19 protein-coding genes and 1 tRNA gene are annotated in these 17,638 nt (G+C 43.0%); 4 read left to right on the forward strand and 16 right to left on the reverse strand.

Annotated features, from left to right (window positions below):
* Window positions 1–68 precede the first annotated feature (68 nt).
* Window positions 69–1,880 (forward strand): oligoendopeptidase F, encoded by a 1,812-nt coding sequence (gene pepF / locus AC4E8A_RS19540; protein ID WP_490195462.1) that lies wholly within the window; start codon window positions 69–71, stop codon window positions 1,878–1,880.
* A 960-nt stretch (window positions 1,881–2,840) separates the two neighbouring features.
* Here the strand turns inward: pepF and AC4E8A_RS19545 are convergent.
* Both AC4E8A_RS19545 and AC4E8A_RS19550 read right to left on the reverse strand, forming a co-directional pair.
* Entirely contained in the window at window positions 2,841–3,812 is a 972-nt protein-coding gene (locus AC4E8A_RS19545; protein ID WP_490195463.1) for an NERD domain-containing protein, read from the reverse strand.
* Between the two features lie 76 nt (window positions 3,813–3,888).
* A complete protein-coding gene (locus AC4E8A_RS19550; protein ID WP_490195464.1) occupies window positions 3,889–5,502 on the reverse strand; it encodes an ABC1 kinase family protein in 1,614 nt (537 codons plus the stop codon).
* Window positions 5,503–5,653: 151 nt separating this feature from the next.
* Between AC4E8A_RS19550 and AC4E8A_RS19555 the strand changes: the two genes are divergently transcribed.
* Window positions 5,654–6,058, forward strand: coding sequence for a VOC family protein (locus tag AC4E8A_RS19555; protein ID WP_490195465.1), 405 nt, complete (start codon window positions 5,654–5,656; stop codon window positions 6,056–6,058).
* Between the two features lie 170 nt (window positions 6,059–6,228).
* Here AC4E8A_RS19555 and AC4E8A_RS19560 read toward each other — a convergent pair whose 3' ends face one another.
* The 3 genes from AC4E8A_RS19560 to AC4E8A_RS19570 form a co-directional block, all read right to left on the reverse strand.
* Window positions 6,229–8,652, reverse strand: a complete 2,424-nt coding sequence (locus AC4E8A_RS19560) for a heavy metal translocating P-type ATPase (RefSeq protein ID WP_490195466.1) — start codon at window positions 8,650–8,652, stop codon at window positions 6,229–6,231.
* 75 nt (window positions 8,653–8,727) lie between these two features.
* Window positions 8,728–8,934, reverse strand: a complete 207-nt coding sequence (gene copZ, locus AC4E8A_RS19565) for a copper chaperone CopZ (protein ID WP_490195467.1) — start codon at window positions 8,932–8,934, stop codon at window positions 8,728–8,730.
* A 14-nt stretch (window positions 8,935–8,948) separates the two neighbouring features.
* Entirely contained in the window at window positions 8,949–9,287 is a 339-nt protein-coding gene (locus AC4E8A_RS19570) for a metal-sensitive transcriptional regulator (RefSeq protein WP_490195468.1), read from the reverse strand.
* 217 nt (window positions 9,288–9,504) lie between these two features.
* On the opposite strand from AC4E8A_RS19570, the gene AC4E8A_RS19575 reads away from it, so the two are divergent.
* Window positions 9,505–9,578: transfer RNA gene (locus AC4E8A_RS19575), tRNA-Arg, on the forward strand.
* 690 nt (window positions 9,579–10,268) lie between these two features.
* On the opposite strand, the gene AC4E8A_RS19580 is transcribed toward AC4E8A_RS19575, so the two are convergent.
* The 5 genes from AC4E8A_RS19580 to AC4E8A_RS19600 form a co-directional block, all read right to left on the reverse strand.
* On the reverse strand, window positions 10,269–10,697 hold the full coding sequence (locus AC4E8A_RS19580; RefSeq protein ID WP_490195469.1) for a hypothetical protein: 429 nt from the start codon (window positions 10,695–10,697) through the stop codon (window positions 10,269–10,271).
* 116 nt (window positions 10,698–10,813) lie between these two features.
* Window positions 10,814–11,542 (reverse strand): glycosyltransferase, encoded by a 729-nt coding sequence (locus AC4E8A_RS19585; RefSeq protein ID WP_490195470.1) that lies wholly within the window; start codon window positions 11,540–11,542, stop codon window positions 10,814–10,816.
* Between the two features lie 61 nt (window positions 11,543–11,603).
* On the reverse strand, window positions 11,604–11,891 hold the full coding sequence (locus tag AC4E8A_RS19590; RefSeq protein ID WP_490195471.1) for an AbrB/MazE/SpoVT family DNA-binding domain-containing protein: 288 nt from the start codon (window positions 11,889–11,891) through the stop codon (window positions 11,604–11,606).
* 227 nt (window positions 11,892–12,118) lie between these two features.
* Complete coding sequence (locus AC4E8A_RS19595) at window positions 12,119–12,754, reverse strand: hypothetical protein (RefSeq protein ID WP_490195472.1); 636 nt, start codon at window positions 12,752–12,754, stop codon at window positions 12,119–12,121.
* Window positions 12,755–13,035: 281 nt separating this feature from the next.
* Window positions 13,036–13,179, reverse strand: coding sequence for a hypothetical protein (locus AC4E8A_RS19600; protein WP_490195473.1), 144 nt, complete (start codon window positions 13,177–13,179; stop codon window positions 13,036–13,038).
* 157 nt (window positions 13,180–13,336) lie between these two features.
* Here AC4E8A_RS19600 and AC4E8A_RS19605 point away from each other — a divergent pair, with 157 nt between their 5' ends.
* Window positions 13,337–14,539: an MFS transporter gene (locus tag AC4E8A_RS19605; protein ID WP_490195474.1), complete on the forward strand. Its 1,203-nt coding sequence runs from the start codon at window positions 13,337–13,339 to the stop codon at window positions 14,537–14,539.
* A 357-nt stretch (window positions 14,540–14,896) separates the two neighbouring features.
* Here the strand turns inward: AC4E8A_RS19605 and AC4E8A_RS19610 are convergent, their stop codons facing one another.
* The 6 genes from AC4E8A_RS19610 to AC4E8A_RS19635 form a co-directional block, all read right to left on the reverse strand.
* Window positions 14,897–15,052 carry a hypothetical protein gene (locus AC4E8A_RS19610; protein ID WP_490195475.1) on the reverse strand — a complete coding sequence of 52 codons (156 nt, stop codon included), beginning with the start codon at window positions 15,050–15,052 and terminating at the stop codon, window positions 14,897–14,899.
* Between the two features lie 123 nt (window positions 15,053–15,175).
* Entirely contained in the window at window positions 15,176–15,484 is a 309-nt protein-coding gene (locus AC4E8A_RS19615; protein ID WP_490195476.1) for a DUF3784 domain-containing protein, read from the reverse strand.
* Between the two features lie 18 nt (window positions 15,485–15,502).
* Window positions 15,503–15,859: a hypothetical protein gene (locus AC4E8A_RS19620; protein ID WP_490195477.1), complete on the reverse strand. Its 357-nt coding sequence runs from the start codon at window positions 15,857–15,859 to the stop codon at window positions 15,503–15,505.
* A gap of 103 nt (window positions 15,860–15,962) precedes the next feature.
* On the reverse strand, window positions 15,963–16,274 hold the full coding sequence (locus AC4E8A_RS19625) for an MGMT family protein (protein WP_490195478.1): 312 nt from the start codon (window positions 16,272–16,274) through the stop codon (window positions 15,963–15,965).
* 12 nt (window positions 16,275–16,286) lie between these two features.
* Window positions 16,287–17,270: a phosphatidylglycerol lysyltransferase domain-containing protein gene (locus AC4E8A_RS19630; RefSeq protein WP_490198945.1), complete on the reverse strand. Its 984-nt coding sequence runs from the start codon at window positions 17,268–17,270 to the stop codon at window positions 16,287–16,289.
* A gap of 72 nt (window positions 17,271–17,342) precedes the next feature.
* Window positions 17,343–17,555: a hypothetical protein gene (locus AC4E8A_RS19635; protein WP_490195479.1), complete on the reverse strand. Its 213-nt coding sequence runs from the start codon at window positions 17,553–17,555 to the stop codon at window positions 17,343–17,345.
* Between the last annotated feature and the right edge of the window lie 83 nt (window positions 17,556–17,638).

Below are 17,638 nucleotides of genomic sequence, written 5' to 3' on the forward strand. Positions count from 1 at the left end.
ATAAGATGTGGTATAACCACAATAAAGGCTGCTAATGGAAAAGGAAATTGACGCTGGGAGGCTGAAAAATGGGAAGTCAAACAAATCGGATGAAACGTGCAGAAGTACCTGAAAATCAAACTTGGGATTTACGTGATATTTTCTCTTCCAGGGAAGAATGGGAAAAAGAACTGAAGGCTGTACAGAATGATGTAGAATCTGTTACTCAATTTAGAAACCGCCTTAATGAAAGCAGCAACACCCTGCTGCAGTGCCTGGAGGCAAAAGAAAAACTCCTGAAACGCTTCAACCTGGCAGCATCCTATGCCACACTGAAGCAAACCGTGGACCATACCGACACCGCCAGCCAGAAAGATGCAGCACGAGTTGAGGAAGCAGGCTCAAGAATCAACGCGTCCCTTGCTTTTGCAGAGACAGAGATCACTGCCCTCCCCAAAGATACTATCGAAACCTATCTCGCCGAAGAGGAAGGCTTACAACCTTTTAAAAAGTACCTGACCGACCTGCAGGACAGAAAGGATCATACACTTGGAGAGGAAACGGAAGAGACGCTTGCAGCTTTGGGGTCCGTCTTCTCGGCTCCATATACTATTTATAACCGCGGAAAACTATCGGACATGCAGTTCGATTCATTTGTTGACGAAGAAGGAAATGAACTGCCGCTATCCTTCGCCTTATACGAAGGAAAATATAGTTCTTCGCCTTCTGCTGAGGTCAGAAGAAATGCCTATGCATCATTCGTTAATACATTGCAAAAGTATAAGAATTCATTTGCTGCAACGTACGCTACACAGGTTAATCAGGAAGTCATTACGGCACGGTTAAGAAAGTACGAATCCGTGACTGACATGCTGCTCGAACCCCAGCAGGTCACTAAAGAAATGTACAACAACCAGTTGGATATCATTCAGGAAGAACTTGCTCCGCATATGAGAAAATACGCTCTCTTAAAAAAGCGGGAACTAGGACTGGATCAGCTTACCTTTGCAGACTTGCATGCACCTCTTGACCCTGATTTCAAAATTGAAACCAGCTATGAAGAAGGAGCAGAAACGGTAAAAGAAGCACTGAAAGGAATGGGAGACGAGTATAATGAAATGATTGATAGAGCACTGTCTGAAAGATGGGTTGATTATGCAGACAATGTCGGGAAATCAACCGGTGCATTCTGCTCAAGCCCTTACGGCTCCCACCCTTATGTGCTCATGACCTGGCCGGATACGATGAGAGGGACCTTTACTCTAGCACATGAACTGGGACATGCAGGCCATTTCTATCTGGCAGGCAGATACCAACGGATGACCAATACCCGTCCTTCCCGTTATTTCATAGAAGCACCGTCTACTATGAATGAGATGCTGCTTGGGCATCACTTGTTATCGAAAGACAATGATAAACGTACAAAACGCTGGGTCATCCTGCAGCTGCTTGGCACCTATTTCCACAACTTCGTTACACACCTGCTGGAAGGAGAATTGCAGCGCCGAGTCTACAGCCTGGTCGAAAATGGCGAGCCGCTGACAGCCAGTGTCCTTTCTGAGCAAAAAGCCGATATCCTGAAATCCTTCTGGGGAGACACAGTGGAAATCGATGAAGGGGCGAGCCTCACTTGGATGCGTCAGCCCCATTACTACATGGGACTGTATCCGTACACCTATTCTGCCGGATTAACCGTATCCACCCTCGTGTCCAAGAAGATCATCGACGAAGGCCGGCCTGCTGTAGACCGCTGGCTCGATGTCCTCAAATCAGGCGGAACACTTGAACCGCTTGAACTCATCAAAAAAGCAGGCATCGACATGTCTGACCCGGATAACATCCGTGAAGCTGTTGCCTATGTGGGAACACTGATTGATGAACTTGAAGAAAGTTATAACTAGATAGTGTTTGCTTATGTCCCCAGCCCTGGCTGGGGGTTTTAATTTGGGGTGCGTGGGCTTGGGCTTGGGCTTTGAAAGTGGGCCTATCGACGACTTTTCCCGTTCTATCGTCGAGTTTGCGCTTGCTATCGACGAGTTTTTGCCTTCTATCAACGACTTTTCCTATTCTATCGACGACCACGATTTTACGGGGGCTTATCCACCAAATGACTTACTTTAGTTGGTCCCCCCAGCCCCGGCTGGGGGGTTTAATTTTGGGTGCGTGGGATTGGGCTTGGGCTTTGAAAGTGGGCCTATCGACGACTTTTCCCGTTCTATCGTCGAGTTTGCGTTTTCTATCGACGAGTTTTGGATTCTATCGACGAGTTTGGGCCTTCTATCAACGACTTTCCCTATTCTATCGACGACCCCGGTTTTACGGGGGCTTGTCATAACAACTTACTTCGGTTTGTCCCCCCAGCCCCGGCTGGGGGGGGTTAATTTTGGGTGCATGGGGCTTGGGCTTGGCTTTGAAAGTGGGCCTATCGACGACTTTTCCCGTTCTATCGTCGAGTTTGCGTTTTCTATCGACGAGTTTTGGATTCTATCGACGAGTTTTGGCCTTCTATCAACGACTTTCCCTATTCTATCGACGACCCCGGTTTTACGGGGGCTTGTCCACCAAATGACTTACTTTAGTTGGTCCCCCCAGCCCCGGCTGGGGGGGTTAATTTTGGGTGCGTGGGATTGGGCTTGGGCTTTGAAAGTGGGCCTATCGACGACTTTTCCCGTTCTATCGTCGAGTTTGCGTTTTCTATCGACGAGTTTTGGATTCTATCGACGAGTTTGGGCCTTCTATCAACGACTTTTCCTATTCTATCGACAACCACGATTTTACGGGGGCTTATCCAATTGACCTACTTTTGGGGGTGCCTCCAGCTCCGGTTTGAGGGCAGGCAAGAAACCTTTCTATAAATAAGATTAATTCCAATTAATTAGACCCCTCAAAGAATGTATTTTCCACCTGCCCGATCCTTTCGAAGATACGTTCAGAGAGACGAGAATTCTATTAACTGTCGCACCAGACTCTATTCCCAGAAATCTTTTAACCGCCCCATTCGTCACATCTGTTCCCAACAGCAGCGCATAGTCCCTAAGCGCGTCGACATGAGCATCCTTAGAGTCAGCCCCGCATTTCCTGCATGTCCACTTTCCATATGCTCTTTTACAAGGTACGTAACTACAATGAGGACATTTTACTCCCTTGATCAATTCTTCCGATGTTATTCCGTATTTTTTTAACACATCAACTACTTGGGGACGATGGTTTTTCATCATTTCGTTAGCCAAATTGAATGCTTCTTCCTTTTGGAGATGTTGTCGTTTGTACTTTTCCTGTAGAGCTTCAATTTGAAATGGGAGTTGTCCAGAGTGGATAACTTTTTGGTGAACATGATTGGAGGTTGAGCGAATTATGGTACGGGGATTGCTGATGACTACCAAAGATTCTATCGGAAGATGAGATAAATTGAGGCAGGCAAGCCATTTCCTTAATTGAGCTTTATGGCGTTTGACTTGCATTAAAGGATCTGAAAAAGCTTCTTCTCCTTTTTCATTCGACCTAATCAGTTGGTTGAATTCGGTATCAAAGTTGAGCGTTCCTGATATATTCTTTGTCTCAAGAATCAGAATATACTTTTCAGTAATGATAACGGTGTCCATCTGAAAGTGGTGGGTGCCATCAAAGAGACGGAGATGGTGAAGGATTAAAAAATCTTCCGGGGATAAAAAGCTGAGGGGATAGTTAAGATTCATTTCCCCTTTATAGCCAGCTAATCGGCGGCATAATTCATCGCCGACCAGTTCCTTAGCGATGTGTGATCCAGGCAGTCTCTCATTCAATGCCTCGACCTGCAGCAGATTGACAGGGACAGTGCGTGGTTTAATGATCATTGCATCAACTCCTTTCCACCAGATTTCGACTTCTTCAAGAGTAAATCCTGCAAAGAAAAAAGACTGCGCTGCAGCCTTAATTTCCTATCTTAATATACTTGAGCCATTTTTTCTGTCTCCAATCAACTAGGCAAAACCGTGTCGCTGCCAAAACACCAACACCCGCCGACACCATCAAAATGTAGTCCTGATTTAAGTAGAGTCCACCCATTACGCCGACAATCCCAGCTAAAAACAGCTGCCCCGCCCGCTTCTTCTGGTTTTCAAATAAGGTGAATTGAAACTCCCGGATCTGCAGCATTTCCTTTTGATCCATCATCCTTTTCGGAGCTTCCAGCAGGCCGGTCACCCATTTGGCTCCTTTCATGAAAGGTTGAGAACCCAGCCATTTCAAAGCAAACTGCCATTTACTCATACCGTTTTCTCTCAACCACTCCATAAACACCGGTCTCGCTAAATCTAAAAGCTCTTTATCGGGGGCGACATTATAAAGCAGGCCTTCAATCGTGGCGAAAGACCTCCCCAGAAACACAAATCTCGTGGGTACCTGGATCGGGAGTGACCGAACCAAATCGTTCATTTCTTTCTTCACCAGCATCAAATCCATTTCTTTAAAATCCGCCAGGTCCATAGACAGGAACTCTCTTAACATCCTTTCGATCAGCTTGATATCTGCTCCCGGGAGGAGAAAGCCCAAATTCAGCAGCAGCATCGTGGCCTTTTCATAGTTTTTCACCAAAATTGCTTCGACCAATGATTGAAGCTGGTCAGCATCTGCCTTTGTCATCTCCCCTGCCATTCCGTAATCCAGCAGGATGATGCTTCCATCCTTTTTCAACAGGACATTCCCAGAGTGTGGATCTGCATGGAACAGCCCTGACTCGAGCCATTGAGGAATAAACAAGCGAAGCAGCTGCCGGGCAAGTTTCTCCCTGTCTATGAGATGATTATCAATAAAAGCATCATCAGTAATCCGTGCTCCATCGACCCATTCCATTACGAGCACTTTAGATGTACATAGTTCACCATGAAACTCAGGAATTTTTACAGAAGCTGACTCCTTAAATCTCTCCCTGAATACTTCTGCATTCTCTTTTTCTTTTACAAAATCAAGTTCTCTTTCTATTACTTCTTTCAATTCTTTATATAGCAGGTTGAAATTGATGAAGCCTCTCGGAACCGGTGCAAGGTGACGGGCAAACCAGATGATGATTGAAAGAGACCGAAAATCCGTTTGTACGATGGATTCTATTGATGGGCGCTGGACTTTGATGGCCACTTCTCTCCCATCCATCATTTTTCCTTTAAACACCTCACCAATCGAGGCAGAAGCAACGGCTTCAGTCTCCATTACCTGAAGTGCCTCCTCCGGCGACCTTCCCCATTCACTTTGTAAGACCTCTTTAATTTCTTCCCATGGAGCTGGTGGAACCCTATCCACCAGGTCTCCAATTTGCTGGATAAAACTTTTTGGCATAATGTCTGCCCGGATGCTCAAGAGCTGCCCGATTTTTATTAATAATCCTTCTAACTCAAATAACGTATCCCTAAAACGGATTCCAATCTGTTCCCACAGCTTTTCTTTTTCAGCAGAAGACTTCCTGGTTATTTGATACCAATAAACTTTTATGAAAATCCAGAAAGCCAAGGATAAAACTCTCCACATTCGGTACCAGCGTTTATTTTTCATCGTTACCTCCCAGTTCTATACTCCTTCCTTAATATTACTAAAGAATGATGAAAGCCAGGATAATTTTACGAAAAAAGAACAAATGTTCTTGTTTAATCATGAAATTTTGGCTATACTATTATTAGAATATTGAAAAAGGGAGAGTGAATGGATGAAACAGGCAACGCCTTACCTTACATTTAATGGGAATGCCAAAGAAGCCTTGGAGTATTATAAAGAGGTGTTTGGAGGGGAAATATCTGAAATCCAGACATTCGGTGAAGCAGATTATCCGACGCCGCCTGAAATAGAGGATAAGTTAATACATGCCCGCTTCTTAAAAGGGGATCTGCTGCTGATGGCTTCTGACACCTTTCCTGGAAGCGAAGTGCAGACCGGAAGCAATATTTCACTGGTTCTGGAATTTGAAAGTGAAGAGGAAGTTATAAGAGTTTACAACCATCTCATCCTTAAAAGCACAGTACATATGGAGCTTCAAGATACATTCTGGGGAGCGAAATATGCAAAAGTAAAAGATCCTTTTGGAATCACCTGGGATTTGAACTATACAAAATAAAAACACACACAAGCAGCAATGCTGTTTGTGTGCCCACCTACCATTCCACACTATGCTCAGCTTCGTGGGAACAGCATCCAAATTGTCAAATTGAGCATTAACAAAATAAGCTGATACCACCAGCAAAAAAACAACTGCGGAAATCACCGCTTTTTCACTGTTTCTTCCTCCTACAGTTTCACTCTCTGCAGCCTTAGTGCATTCAATACAACGGACACAGAACTGAAGGCCATCGCTGCTCCTGCCAGCCAAGGGGCAAGAAGTCCAATGGCCGCAATCGGAATGCCCACAGTGTTGTAGGCAAAAGCCCAGAATAGATTTTGTTTTATATTTCTTATCGTTTTCTTACTCATGAAGATGGCATCGGCTATGCTGTTCAAGTCACCTCGGATAAGGGTGATATCCGCTGCTTCCATAGCCACATCCGTACCGGTTCCGATAGCCATCCCGATGTCGGCAATAGCCAGTGCAGGAGCATCATTGATACCATCCCCGACCATTGCTACTTTCTTTCCTTGCCCCTGAAGGTTTTTGACTTCATCGGCTTTCCCTTCAGGCAGGACTTCAGCAATGACCTTCCCGATGCCTGCTTCTTTTGCTATAGCCTCTGCTGTTTGGCGGTTATCACCTGTCATCATAATGACTTCAAGTCCCATCTCCTTCAATCGGTTGACGGCCTCTTTGGAAGTCTCTTTTATAGTATCGGCAACAGCAATTAATCCGGCATATTCACCATCTATAGCTGCCAGCATCGCTGTCTTCCCTTCGCGTTCCAGCTCATCTTTTGTCTGCAGGACAGCCTCTTCTAACTCGATGTTTTCACGCACCATCAATTTTTTTGTCCCGATCAGTACCCGGCGCTCATTAACCGTCGCTGAGACTCCAAAGCCTGGTACTGCCTCAAAGTCTCCATTTCCAGGGATCTCAATTCCTTTTTCCTTAATGCCCTCCACAATCGAGACGGCAAGAGGATGTTCGGAAGAGCGTTCGGCTGCTCCTACTAACTGCAGGAAAGTTGTTTCATTCATATGGGAACCCGCTCGCACATCGGTCAAAACGGGCTTTCCGTTTGTAACGGTCCCTGTTTTATCCAGGACAACCGTAGTGATGGAATGGGCCGTTTCAAGGTGCTCCCCGCCTTTGAAAAGAATGCCGAATTCAGCGGACCGTCCGGAGCCTGCCATGATCGAGGTCGGCGTTGCCAGTCCCAATGCACATGGACAGGCAATAACCAGGACAGCAATGAGCTTTTCTAAGCTTTCTGCAAAATCACCAGGGGTAATCCAGATGAACCATATCAAAAAAGTAATGACAGCAAGCCCGAGTACAATAGGTACAAAGATTCCCGATATCCGATCTGCCATCCTTTGAATCGGCGCTTTTGAACCTTGTGCCTCTTCAACAACCTTAATGATCTGGGCAAGAGCCGTGTCCCTGCCGACTTTTGTTGCTTTTATCTTAAGGAAGCCATTTTTATTGATCGTAGATCCGATAACCTCATCTCCCGCTGCCTTGTCAATTGGAACACTTTCGCCTGTTAACATGGATTCATCCAGTGCAGAGCTGCCTTCAAGGACTTTCCCGTCAACCGGCACCTTTTCCCCCGGCTTTACATACACAATGTCCCCAACTGTCACTTCTTCAAGAGGGATTTCCACTTCTTCATCGTTTCGCAGGACTGTTGCTGTTTTGGCCTGCATTCCCATCAGTTTCTTGATTGCTTCAGAAGATCTTCCTTTTGCTCTTGCTTCGAATAGCTTCCCAAGGATGATCAGTGTGATTAAGATGGCGCTTGTTTCAAAATAAAGCTCAGTCATGCTTCCGGTGTCTCCTATTGACTGTATTGCCAGGAATACACTGTAAAAGTATGCTGCTGACGTCCCCAGGGCCACCAGTACATCCATATTGGCACCTTTGTTCTTCAATGCCTTATAGGCACCCACATAGAACTGTTTCCCGATTATGAACTGCACAGGCGTCGCCAACGCAAACTGTACCCATGGGTTCATCAGCATTTCGGGCAGATAAATGAATGAAGTGAACTCGAAATGGCTGACCATCGACCATAGGAGCGGCAATGAGAGAATTAAAGAAATGAGGAACTTCCCTTGCTGCTTTTGTATCTCTTTCTCTCGGTAATCCGCTGTCTCCTCTGGATTTCCATTCACCGTTTCCCTTGCTCCATACCCAAGCTTTTCGACTCTCTTAACTAAATCGGAAACGGCAATCAAAGTCGGGTTATATTCAACCGTTGCTTTTTCCAATGCCAGATTGACGTTAGCACTTGAGACTCCTTCTGTTTTGTTGAGACCCTTTTCAATTCGTATGGAACAGGCTGCACAGGTCATACCTGTTATATCAAGTTCCGCCTTTTCAGTCACTACGTCATACCCGAGGTCTATTATCTTCTCCTCTAATTCTTGTGGAGTTGTAACCGCCGGGTCAAACTTGACTGATGCCTTTTCCATTGCAAAGTTGACATTTGCATCACTGACTCCGTCGACTTTCTTTAATCCCTTCTCAATCCTGGAGGCGCAGGCAGCACAAGTCATCCCCGAGACCTGATAATTGATGTCTTTCATTTCTTCTCTCATCTTAAAACCTCCGTATACCTATATGGGGTATAAAACTTTCCGAAAGAAACGCGCCTCATCGGCACGTTTCATCGATTATTGGGCTTCATACCCTTGATCATCAATCGTTTCTTTAATGGAATCCAATGTAACTTCACTTGAATTATAAGATACATCCACTTTTCCTGAGTCCAAATGAACCTTTACCGATGCAACACCTTTTAATTTACCAACACTGCCTTCAACTGCTTTCACACAGTGTCCGCAAGACATTCCAGTAACATTCAATGTAACGTTTTCCATTTATGACAGCTCCTCTATTTTTTCATTAATTTTTGGATTGTGACCAGAACTTCATCTAAAACTTCTGTATCACCATCTTGAATTCTTTCTAGCACACATGTCTTCATATGACCTTCAAGCAGGATTTTGGCAACACTGTTCATTGCAGACTGTGTTGCTGATATTTGCGTGATGACATCATCGCAGTACGTATCATTTTCAATCAATCTCTTAATGCCCCGGATCTGCCCTTCAATCCGGTTCAGTCTTGTGACCAGGTTGCTTTTTACTTTATCTGAATGGTGGCTTTGCCTATCATGATTTGATGAGCAACTTGCATCGATTTCAACCAATTCTTCCGGGTTCGATACCATTGCGTCACCTCCCTTAGTTTCATCTTACTATACCCCCCTATAGTATGTAAAGGAAACAATTTCATTTCACCTACGTTTCTTCAATATTATTTTCCTTCCTTTAATGATCTATGTACTTGTATCCCATGATCCAACAGATACTAATACCAAAAGTTTTATAAGGTTTGCAGCAAATTCATTGACCTTCTGACCAATAACCTATATAATTATATCCTGTGTCCCAGTAGCTCAGCTGGATAGAGCAACAGCCTCCTAAGCTGTAGGTCGCAAGTTCAAATCTTGCCTGGGACGTTAATAATGAGGAGCGAGAAACCTTTGAAGTTGTAAAGGATTCTTGCTCCTTATTTTTTTATGTTTGGCGTTACTTTAAGTGACAGTCTTGGTCGGTGCTGACTCGGGGTTTAAAATCGATAGCAGACTTCTTCATACCCTGATATTTTCCAACCTTTGTACATATATCAAAGTGAATCTCACTCTGTATTAAAGCTTCAGGTAAATTTTTGTCCGGTTCATAAAATAGTAAATTCTTCAAATAATATATAGAAACTATTTTCAATTTACAGAGAACATGACTACCATAGAAAAGATGAGGCAGCATCAATAGAATCTGAAGAAGTGTTCAAAAAGCATTGCGCATTGGATAGAGCGTTGGTGGTCGGATTGATAACTACAATCCTGGTGATCTGGATTCCCTTTATATTGTCATCTACTTAATTGCACATCCAATCACTATTTCATAAAGCTTTTAACAAGTGAACTAGTTAACTTATCTACGTTTTTTGGCTGCCCCCCAGACCAAAATATCTGCTCTCTAGTTGACTCTGCTGTTATAGAGATAATATCCTTCCTGCTGACCTTTTGATCCAGTAGTTGAGGGCTACCTTGTTCTTGGGAATCGTTAATAGACTCTGCCTAAATGAAAATCAGACCTACTAAGAGTAGATCTGATTTTCGTATGAAGATTACTATATTAACTTAGGTCTAATCTTCAATATATGCTGCTGCATTAAAGCTTTCTGGGCCCACACGCACTGTACCTAACAAGCTGGCTGAAATAAACATAGTATAAACCAGCTCATCTCCCGGGTCCTCTACTTCAAAATCAGAGCCGGTAAAGGTGATGACTTGCGGAGCCAAAACAGATAAACTAAATGTTTCGGTCGTAGAATAAACTAATGGATCCGTTGCTTCTGTACCTCTAACAACCGTAACTGTTACACCTACCAACGCAAGTGGTAATTGTACTGAAACCGTACCACTAAATTGAACGGTAACCGGGCCAGTCGCCTCCGTTACATTCAATCCTACTTGACCGACTAATTGAGGTTCATCAACTACCAAAATCGGCTCGACTATAGAGTCGGCATAGCTTGCATTTTGTGATGTTCTAGCATCAATTAATTGTGCCAATTTTCCCATCTCCTTAATTTAAATTTGAAAGATTTTTATCTTTCTACTATAGAATATGAGAATGATAGGAAAGTGAAACGGCTCTTACCTTATTTGCGGATGAAAATCTATCAATATTACCTGCGGAAAAAGATATTTTGCTCTGCTTTAATCATTTTTTCGAGTTCATCATGGTGCTTGGTTTGTACCAACTTAATTTCCTTCACTATTCTTTCTTGATTCTTTTTCGTCCCCATCCCTTCATGTTCTCGGTACCATAGCAGGATTTCATCTATATAATGAAAATGATATTCTTTTAATATTCTCAACCAGAAATCGTAGTCTTGAGTAAACGAAAGGGACTCATCAAAGAATCCTACCTTTGAAAACACTTCCATTGCTAGCATCACTGTACATCCATTAATGAAACAGCCTTTTTTGATTTCATTTAAGAAAAGAAGTCTATCATTGAACCATACACCTATATTTTCCTTTAGGATAAGGTTATTTGAATCAATAAGCGAATAAGAAGTATAACTTACCTTTAACTTGTGAGTTTCCATATACTCAAGCTGCTTTTGAATTTTTTCAGGGTGGAAGCGATCATCAGAACTAAGCCAAGCAAAATAGTCACCTGTTGCACGTTTTATACCCTGGTTTAAAGCACTTCCAGTTCCACCGTTCGGTTTCTCGATATAATGATCTATCTGGTTAAGGTAAGGTTTAATTTTTTCCGCATTTTTAGTTGAGCCATCATTCACCACTATTATTTCTATGTTTTTATACGTTTGGTTTAGGACACTATCAATGGCTTGAGCGACAAATGGACAGTTAAAAAAGGGAATTATCACCGACACCTTTTTCACTTGATCCTCCGCCCCCTTTCAAATCAATCTATTACACTGAATCCCATTCATTCAGATTATACTACCATTCATTCCATTGAAATTTTTGTTGTAGTTCCCTGATTAGTGTCTCTGCCCCTTTTCGGCTCAAAGTCAACCTTCCAGAAAAAAGTTGGATATTTTCTTCAGATATTTCCCCAGTCATATCACAACAATTCTTGGATTTGAATTTTTCCAGGACAATTTTTTCTTGATCAACATAGATTTCCACACTATCTTTTTCATTGATATCTAAATTTCTTCGCAACTCAATTGGTATTACTATGCGGCCAAGCTCATCAACTTTTCTTACTATACCAGTTGATTTCATATAATACCTCCTTACTCTTTATAGTCATTACCTTTCTTGTATAATATGTAATTCAATGGCATGTTCCACTATTTATGGATAATATTTGAAAAATGTGTTTTCATCTACCGATTAATGGACAGAATGATCATTTTTCAACCGACAGTGTATAAGACTCTTTTTCAAATCTTGCTGGGGACATTTACAATAAAGAAGGGGAACCTTAATTTCTTAAGGCTCCCCTAATCTTACTCGCTGAATAATTTGTTAAAGTCAGCACCTGCTGTCACATCTTTTACTTTGCCCGTAGTAAGATCAACGGCATAGCGGCCATTGGTGGAAGAGTGACCGGATACGAGGGTGGAATACCTTACAATGATGTACTCATTTATCATACCGTCATATTGGACAAAGTGATCTTCATCTTGAATTAATTCGTTTCTATCACCCAAATATTTTTTGGTTAGAGAAACAGCCTTTTCTTTCTCTTCGGCTGCTGCTGTATCTTGAATAGCCGGGTTAATGCTCTGGTTTGCATTTTCACTTGCCCCCTCTTGGTCTCCCACAGCGGTTTCTTCCCCGGAGCCATCTTCATTGGACCCTTCACCTGTCACGTTGTTCTGAGCGTCTTTGTTCGCACTTGACTCATTGCCTTCACCTTTTTCATTCTCAGGATCTTCTTCTGTGGCACTTTGCTCTTTACTTTCGGAAGTATCTTGTGATTCCTCTATTGTATTCGTTGACATCCCCTCTTCAGGATCATTGTTTGAAGTATTTTCCTTTGGCGTATTTGTATGAGAGGCTTCATTTGTTCCGTCTGAACATGCCCCAAGCAATAGCGCAAGCACTATCAATAGCAATGTAACACTATAACTATTAGCCATTTTTGGTTTCTCCATCTTATCGTTCCTTTCTATAATAAAATGTTTTCTACCCGGGTACTGGAAGTTTACACTCTCCGGGGAAAGCAGTTCTTTTTCACTTGACTACCAGGGGGTTCCAGTTGATTCTCTGCACTATTTCATCCTAAGGCAGCAATATCCAAGAAAAAGAGCCTAAAATATCGAAGAAAAAAGTGTGAAATCCTTTTGATTTATCAAGGAATTTCACACTCTTTTTTCAAATATACCATGCATATAAACTAAATTTCCTTCCGTGTGTCAGTCTATCTTCTGATCCGTCCTATCCTTTTCATGACCGGGATGCTGAAACAGTCGTCGCAGACGCCCCCGTTATCCCGGAATTCTATTTCATCCACAATCACTTTCCTGCATTTAGAGCAAATCATTTTCTTGGTAACCTGCTCCATTTCACCACCTCCATAATATGACAATTCGACATTGTTCAGACTATTCCTTCTTTTTATTCAGGGGGTTCCAAATTACTTTTCAAAAAAGATACCTAAGCAGTGAGACCTGTAGTATATTTAGAAAAGCGAAATATACTTCAATCATGCGAGGTTTCTTATGTGGAAAAATAAAAATGTCTGGATTATTTTGATGGGTGAGTTTGTTGCAGGGCTTGGGCTATGGCTCGGAATTATTGGAAATCTTGAGTTCATGCAGGAAAAGGTCCCGTCTGATTTTTTAAAGTCATTGATCTTGGCGGTTGGACTGCTGGCCGGGTTACTCTTGGGGCCGCTGGCTGGCCGGGTGACCGACCACGTTGATAAGAAGAAAGTGATGCTGATTTCAGGTTTCGGCCGTGCAGTCAGTGTGCTGTTCATGTTTGCAGCCATTCACACAGATTCCATTTTATGGATGGTTGTCTTCATGATCTTCATTCAGGTTTCAGCTGCCTTCTATTTTCCTGCTCTTCAGGCAGCCATTCCCATGGTCGTCCATGAGAGAGAATTACTGCAGTTAAATGGAGTTCACATGAATGTGGCGACACTTTCGAGAATTTTGGGAACAGCTTTAGCCGGGGTTCTTTTGGTTGTCATCTCTTTATCCATGCTGTATTTCCTTTCTTTGGCTGCCTACCTTGTCCTATTCTTCCTGACTTTCTTTTTGCATTTAGAGGAGCCTGAACAAGGTGAAATCAAAAAAGGAAAAGCCAAATCGGGGGGATTCAAGGACGTTTTCCCGGTTATCAAGGGACTGCCCATTGTCATGATGACCCTGATTATGACATTGATTCCTTTGTTATTCCTTGGCGGTTTCAACCTGCTGGTCATCAATATCAGTGAACTGCAGGACAGTTCAGCCATCAAAGGCTGGATCTATACGTTTGAGGGGATTTCTTTTATGCTGGGAGCCTTCTTTGTCAGACAGATCAGCGGCAAGCGGTCACCCTATGTCATTTTGTTTCTCTTTTCATTTGTTATGGGCCTTGCACAGATGCTGCTGTTCTTTGCTGATCATGCCCTATTGGCGGTCTCCGCATTTGCTGTATTCGGATTCGCAGTAGGCTGCTTTTTTCCGACTGCCGCCACGATTTTCCAGACACGTATCCCTAAGGAATTTCATGGGAGGTTCTTCTCCTTCCGGAATATGATGGATAGATTGATTTTCCAGGTGGTCCTGCTTATGACAGGTTTGTTTCTGGATCTTATGGGGTTACAGCACATGACGCTCATGTTCGGGATCATTTCCCTGTCGGCAACCGCTCTTTTCTATATGAAGTATCGTCAGTTAAAAGAAACCGTCCTTGCTGAAAAAGCAGGCTGAAAATCAACCCACACTGGGCATCCAGTGTGAGTTTTGCTTATTTTACAGGAGTCAATGCCGAATTGCAGATGATTGGGCATTGATCTGGATTTGCAAGGAGAGAGACCGAAATCTGCTAGGAGCTGGCCGCTGGAGCTGGATGAACAAAAGTCTAAGCGCCTTGATCAGCCCCGACAGGCAGAAGGCGAGATGACGGGAAGGCCGCCCTTTAACCTTCGAGCTGGATGCAGAAATTACTCTTTATTATCCACACCTCAAAATGCTAATCGTTTCCTAAGCATAAAAAAGCCACCAGCAACCTATCATTTGCTGGTGGACTTATCTTCTTTAATATGAACTTAAATATAGCTGGCGCCTTTACCGCTTCTCCTCATCATGATCAAGGACATGATATTTACTTTCATCAAAATTCTCGAGATCCTTCTTTGATTTTCGGCGGAATAACAGCACAATGATCAAAGCAGGAATGGCCAGAATGATGTAACCGAAGATCAAGTTCATAAAGCCTTCCATAAACATCTTCCTTTCAAAAAGTACTTATGTTCATTATATCTGTTTGAGCGCCAATTCAAAAATCATTGATACGTCCACAAAAAAAGAACGCATCCCGACAGGGGCGTCCCTCTATATCCAGGTTTATTTTTTTAACCGATTGCCAGTATTGATATACACCACCATAATCAGGACAATGCCTATGAATAAGCCGAGTCCCAATCCAAAAAGCCACTGCATTCCAAACAGTTCGCTGGCTGGCCATAAAAGCATGCAGAACGACAATACAAATATCATTTTCCCCATGAATCTGCATAATGCCAGTTCATCATACTTTTCTTTTTCCTCTTTTGGCAAGGTATTGTAACCTGCAATCAGTGAAGCACCTTTGCCGTTCATCAGAAAAATTCCGAGGATAATGAATACCAGGAAGAGGATGAATGTTACAATCACTGTTATCTCCCTCCTGTTCTACCAAAACGATATTGTAGCAATAAAGCCTGTGATGAGGACAGTGGATGCACCGATGACCACCATGAACATACCCTTTGAAGTGTGTTTGGACAGTTCTGCCCCCTCAATGATCAGCCCCGTCCCGATCAATCCAAATGCAATCAACCTGAGTATAACAGACTGAAAAGGAAGAGAAATAAAAATAAGAAGTGAACCCAAAGGCATGAGGATGGCGGAAAAAAACCCAAGGGGATCCCGCAGTTCCCCTTTGATTCGTTCTTTTTCCTCAGTTGTTAATTTGGAATACTCTTTTCTTGCCGAAACTGCAGCAAATACAAGGACCAAAACCATGCCTATTCCCCAAACAATATCCAACCCTGCCCCTCAATTCATCAAGAAGTTTTTGATTCATTTTAACATATATATCCAACTATTAATATATATAAAGAGACACTCTCTTAAATCTTAAGAAAGTGCCCTATTCCTCCGGCTGCCATCGATATTCTTGCAGATTGATACCGCCATGAAGGCCGACTTCCACTCCTTCAATCTCCAGGTTCATCCTCTGTTCCTCAAAAGCTTGCTCATCTTGAAGAGCGATCTGTCCCTTTGCATTGATGACCCTGTGCCAGGGAAGATTGTGCTTCCTGCTCATGGAATGGAGAATTCTGACTACCTGGCGGGCAGCACGGGGGCTTCCGGCTAAACCGGCGATCTGTCCATAAGTCATCACCCGTCCCGGAGGAATGCGTTTAATGATTTCTACAACTTTTTCGGTAAAAGGTGTCATGAAAAGAACTCCTTACAATTTTTCCCGGAGTATTCTCATACGCGGTTTGCCATTGATTAACAACAGCACTTGTATGAAGGCAATCGGAAGAATCGTCCTCTTGTAAGCCAGATACTTTGGCTCCCAACTGGTTGAAAACTTGTCCTTGAACTCCTTTAGTCCCCTGAAGTTATACAGGGAATTTCCATATAGGTAGGCGAGCCCGATGATTTTTTCACTGGTAAAGGAATGGCTGCAGTTTCCGACATTGGAAAGCGGCGACATCCCCAGGCTGCAAGTTTCATAGCCTTGATCCTTTGCCCAGTTGAAGATATAGATAAACAGGACATCCATCGTTCCATTGGGGCTGTCCGATACCTTCCTCATCAGGTCGATACTGACTGTATTCTTATAGTCCGTGGCCAGCGTAGAAAAAGCTATCAGCTGTCCGTCCGAATCTCTCAGCATGGCAATAGGGAATCTGGTTACATAATCTTCCCTGAATGAAGCAACCGAGAACTCCTTTTCCTTCTGGTTTCCGATCCAGGATTTGGAAACCCGGGTGATTTCCGTTAAAAGTTCCTGGTTGAACGGAGGCTGGATGACCTCGAAGCAATAGCCTTCGCGATTGAATTTATTCATGCTTGTCCGCAGCTTTGCGTTCTGTTTCCCTTCTGTTGTAAACCTTTTGAGGTCAACCCGGCCTTCCTCACCCAGCTTTATGAACCTGTAGCCCGAGTCATGGTAATACGGCATATACTTGGAACTGATTTGATAAAATACAGGCTTAACACCTTTTCCTTTGCTATATTCACAGAATTCCTTAATGGAACCCTTGATATTCACCTCATTTCCCACCGGGTCTCCCAGTACAATCAATTTATTTGCAAAACGTCTATAAGCAATAAAAACCGTTTGATCTTTTGTCCAGAAAATTTCCTTGTCTTTTAAAAAGGCTGTTTTCGCATATATTGTTGCTTTCGGAAAAATCCCAAGTGCCGGATTTTTCCCCTGTATTCATAGGGTTTTACTCTCGAAAAAGAACGGGCAGCTCTTTTCTTTCCTGCTCACCGCGGTTTTAACGACGATTTACCAGGATATTAGTTGAAATTTATATTGAATAGCAACAAAGTTTACGAAAAGAGCCTTTAAAAAAGTCAGGTGGGTTAAGTGACCTCCGCCCCGCTCTTGCAGTATCGGGATCATATGCTTAAAGTGACCTTCCAAGGGACATGGAGGAGATGTGATGCTGCCGCCAAAAGACAGCTTTTTCAAGGAATCGATTTGATTATTATCCAACATGAAATTGCCTCCTGATTGAATTACCTCATTACTATACCATACAGAAGACTTTAAAAAGGGGAGGTTTTTCATAAAATCAGTAG

The organism is Bacillus sp. SRL337, from assembly GCF_984799155.1.

What these genes read in the sequence shown, in the direction of transcription:
- pepF (WP_490195462.1), top strand. Translation starts at nt 69, where the DNA reads ATGGGAAGTCAAACAAATCGGATGAAACGTGCAGAAGTACCTGAAAAT.
- AC4E8A_RS19545 (WP_490195463.1), bottom strand. Translation starts at nt 3,812, where the DNA reads ATGATCATTAAACCACGCACTGTCCCTGTCAATCTGCTGCAGGTCGAG.
- AC4E8A_RS19550 (WP_490195464.1), bottom strand. Translation starts at nt 5,502, where the DNA reads ATGAAAAATAAACGCTGGTACCGAATGTGGAGAGTTTTATCCTTGGCT.
- AC4E8A_RS19555 (WP_490195465.1), top strand. Translation starts at nt 5,654, where the DNA reads ATGAAACAGGCAACGCCTTACCTTACATTTAATGGGAATGCCAAAGAA.
- AC4E8A_RS19560 (WP_490195466.1), bottom strand. Translation starts at nt 8,652, where the DNA reads ATGAGAGAAGAAATGAAAGACATCAATTATCAGGTCTCGGGGATGACT.
- copZ (WP_490195467.1), bottom strand. Translation starts at nt 8,934, where the DNA reads ATGGAAAACGTTACATTGAATGTTACTGGAATGTCTTGCGGACACTGT.
- AC4E8A_RS19570 (WP_490195468.1), bottom strand. Translation starts at nt 9,287, where the DNA reads ATGGTATCGAACCCGGAAGAATTGGTTGAAATCGATGCAAGTTGCTCA.
- AC4E8A_RS19590 (WP_490195471.1), bottom strand. Translation starts at nt 11,891, where the DNA reads ATGAAATCAACTGGTATAGTAAGAAAAGTTGATGAGCTTGGCCGCATA.
- AC4E8A_RS19595 (WP_490195472.1), bottom strand. Translation starts at nt 12,754, where the DNA reads ATGGCTAATAGTTATAGTGTTACATTGCTATTGATAGTGCTTGCGCTA.
- AC4E8A_RS19600 (WP_490195473.1), bottom strand. Translation starts at nt 13,179, where the DNA reads ATGGAGCAGGTTACCAAGAAAATGATTTGCTCTAAATGCAGGAAAGTG.
- AC4E8A_RS19605 (WP_490195474.1), top strand. Translation starts at nt 13,337, where the DNA reads ATGTGGAAAAATAAAAATGTCTGGATTATTTTGATGGGTGAGTTTGTT.
- AC4E8A_RS19610 (WP_490195475.1), bottom strand. Translation starts at nt 15,052, where the DNA reads ATGGAAGGCTTTATGAACTTGATCTTCGGTTACATCATTCTGGCCATT.
- AC4E8A_RS19625 (WP_490195478.1), bottom strand. Translation starts at nt 16,274, where the DNA reads ATGACACCTTTTACCGAAAAAGTTGTAGAAATCATTAAACGCATTCCT.
- AC4E8A_RS19635 (WP_490195479.1), bottom strand. Translation starts at nt 17,555, where the DNA reads ATGTTGGATAATAATCAAATCGATTCCTTGAAAAAGCTGTCTTTTGGC.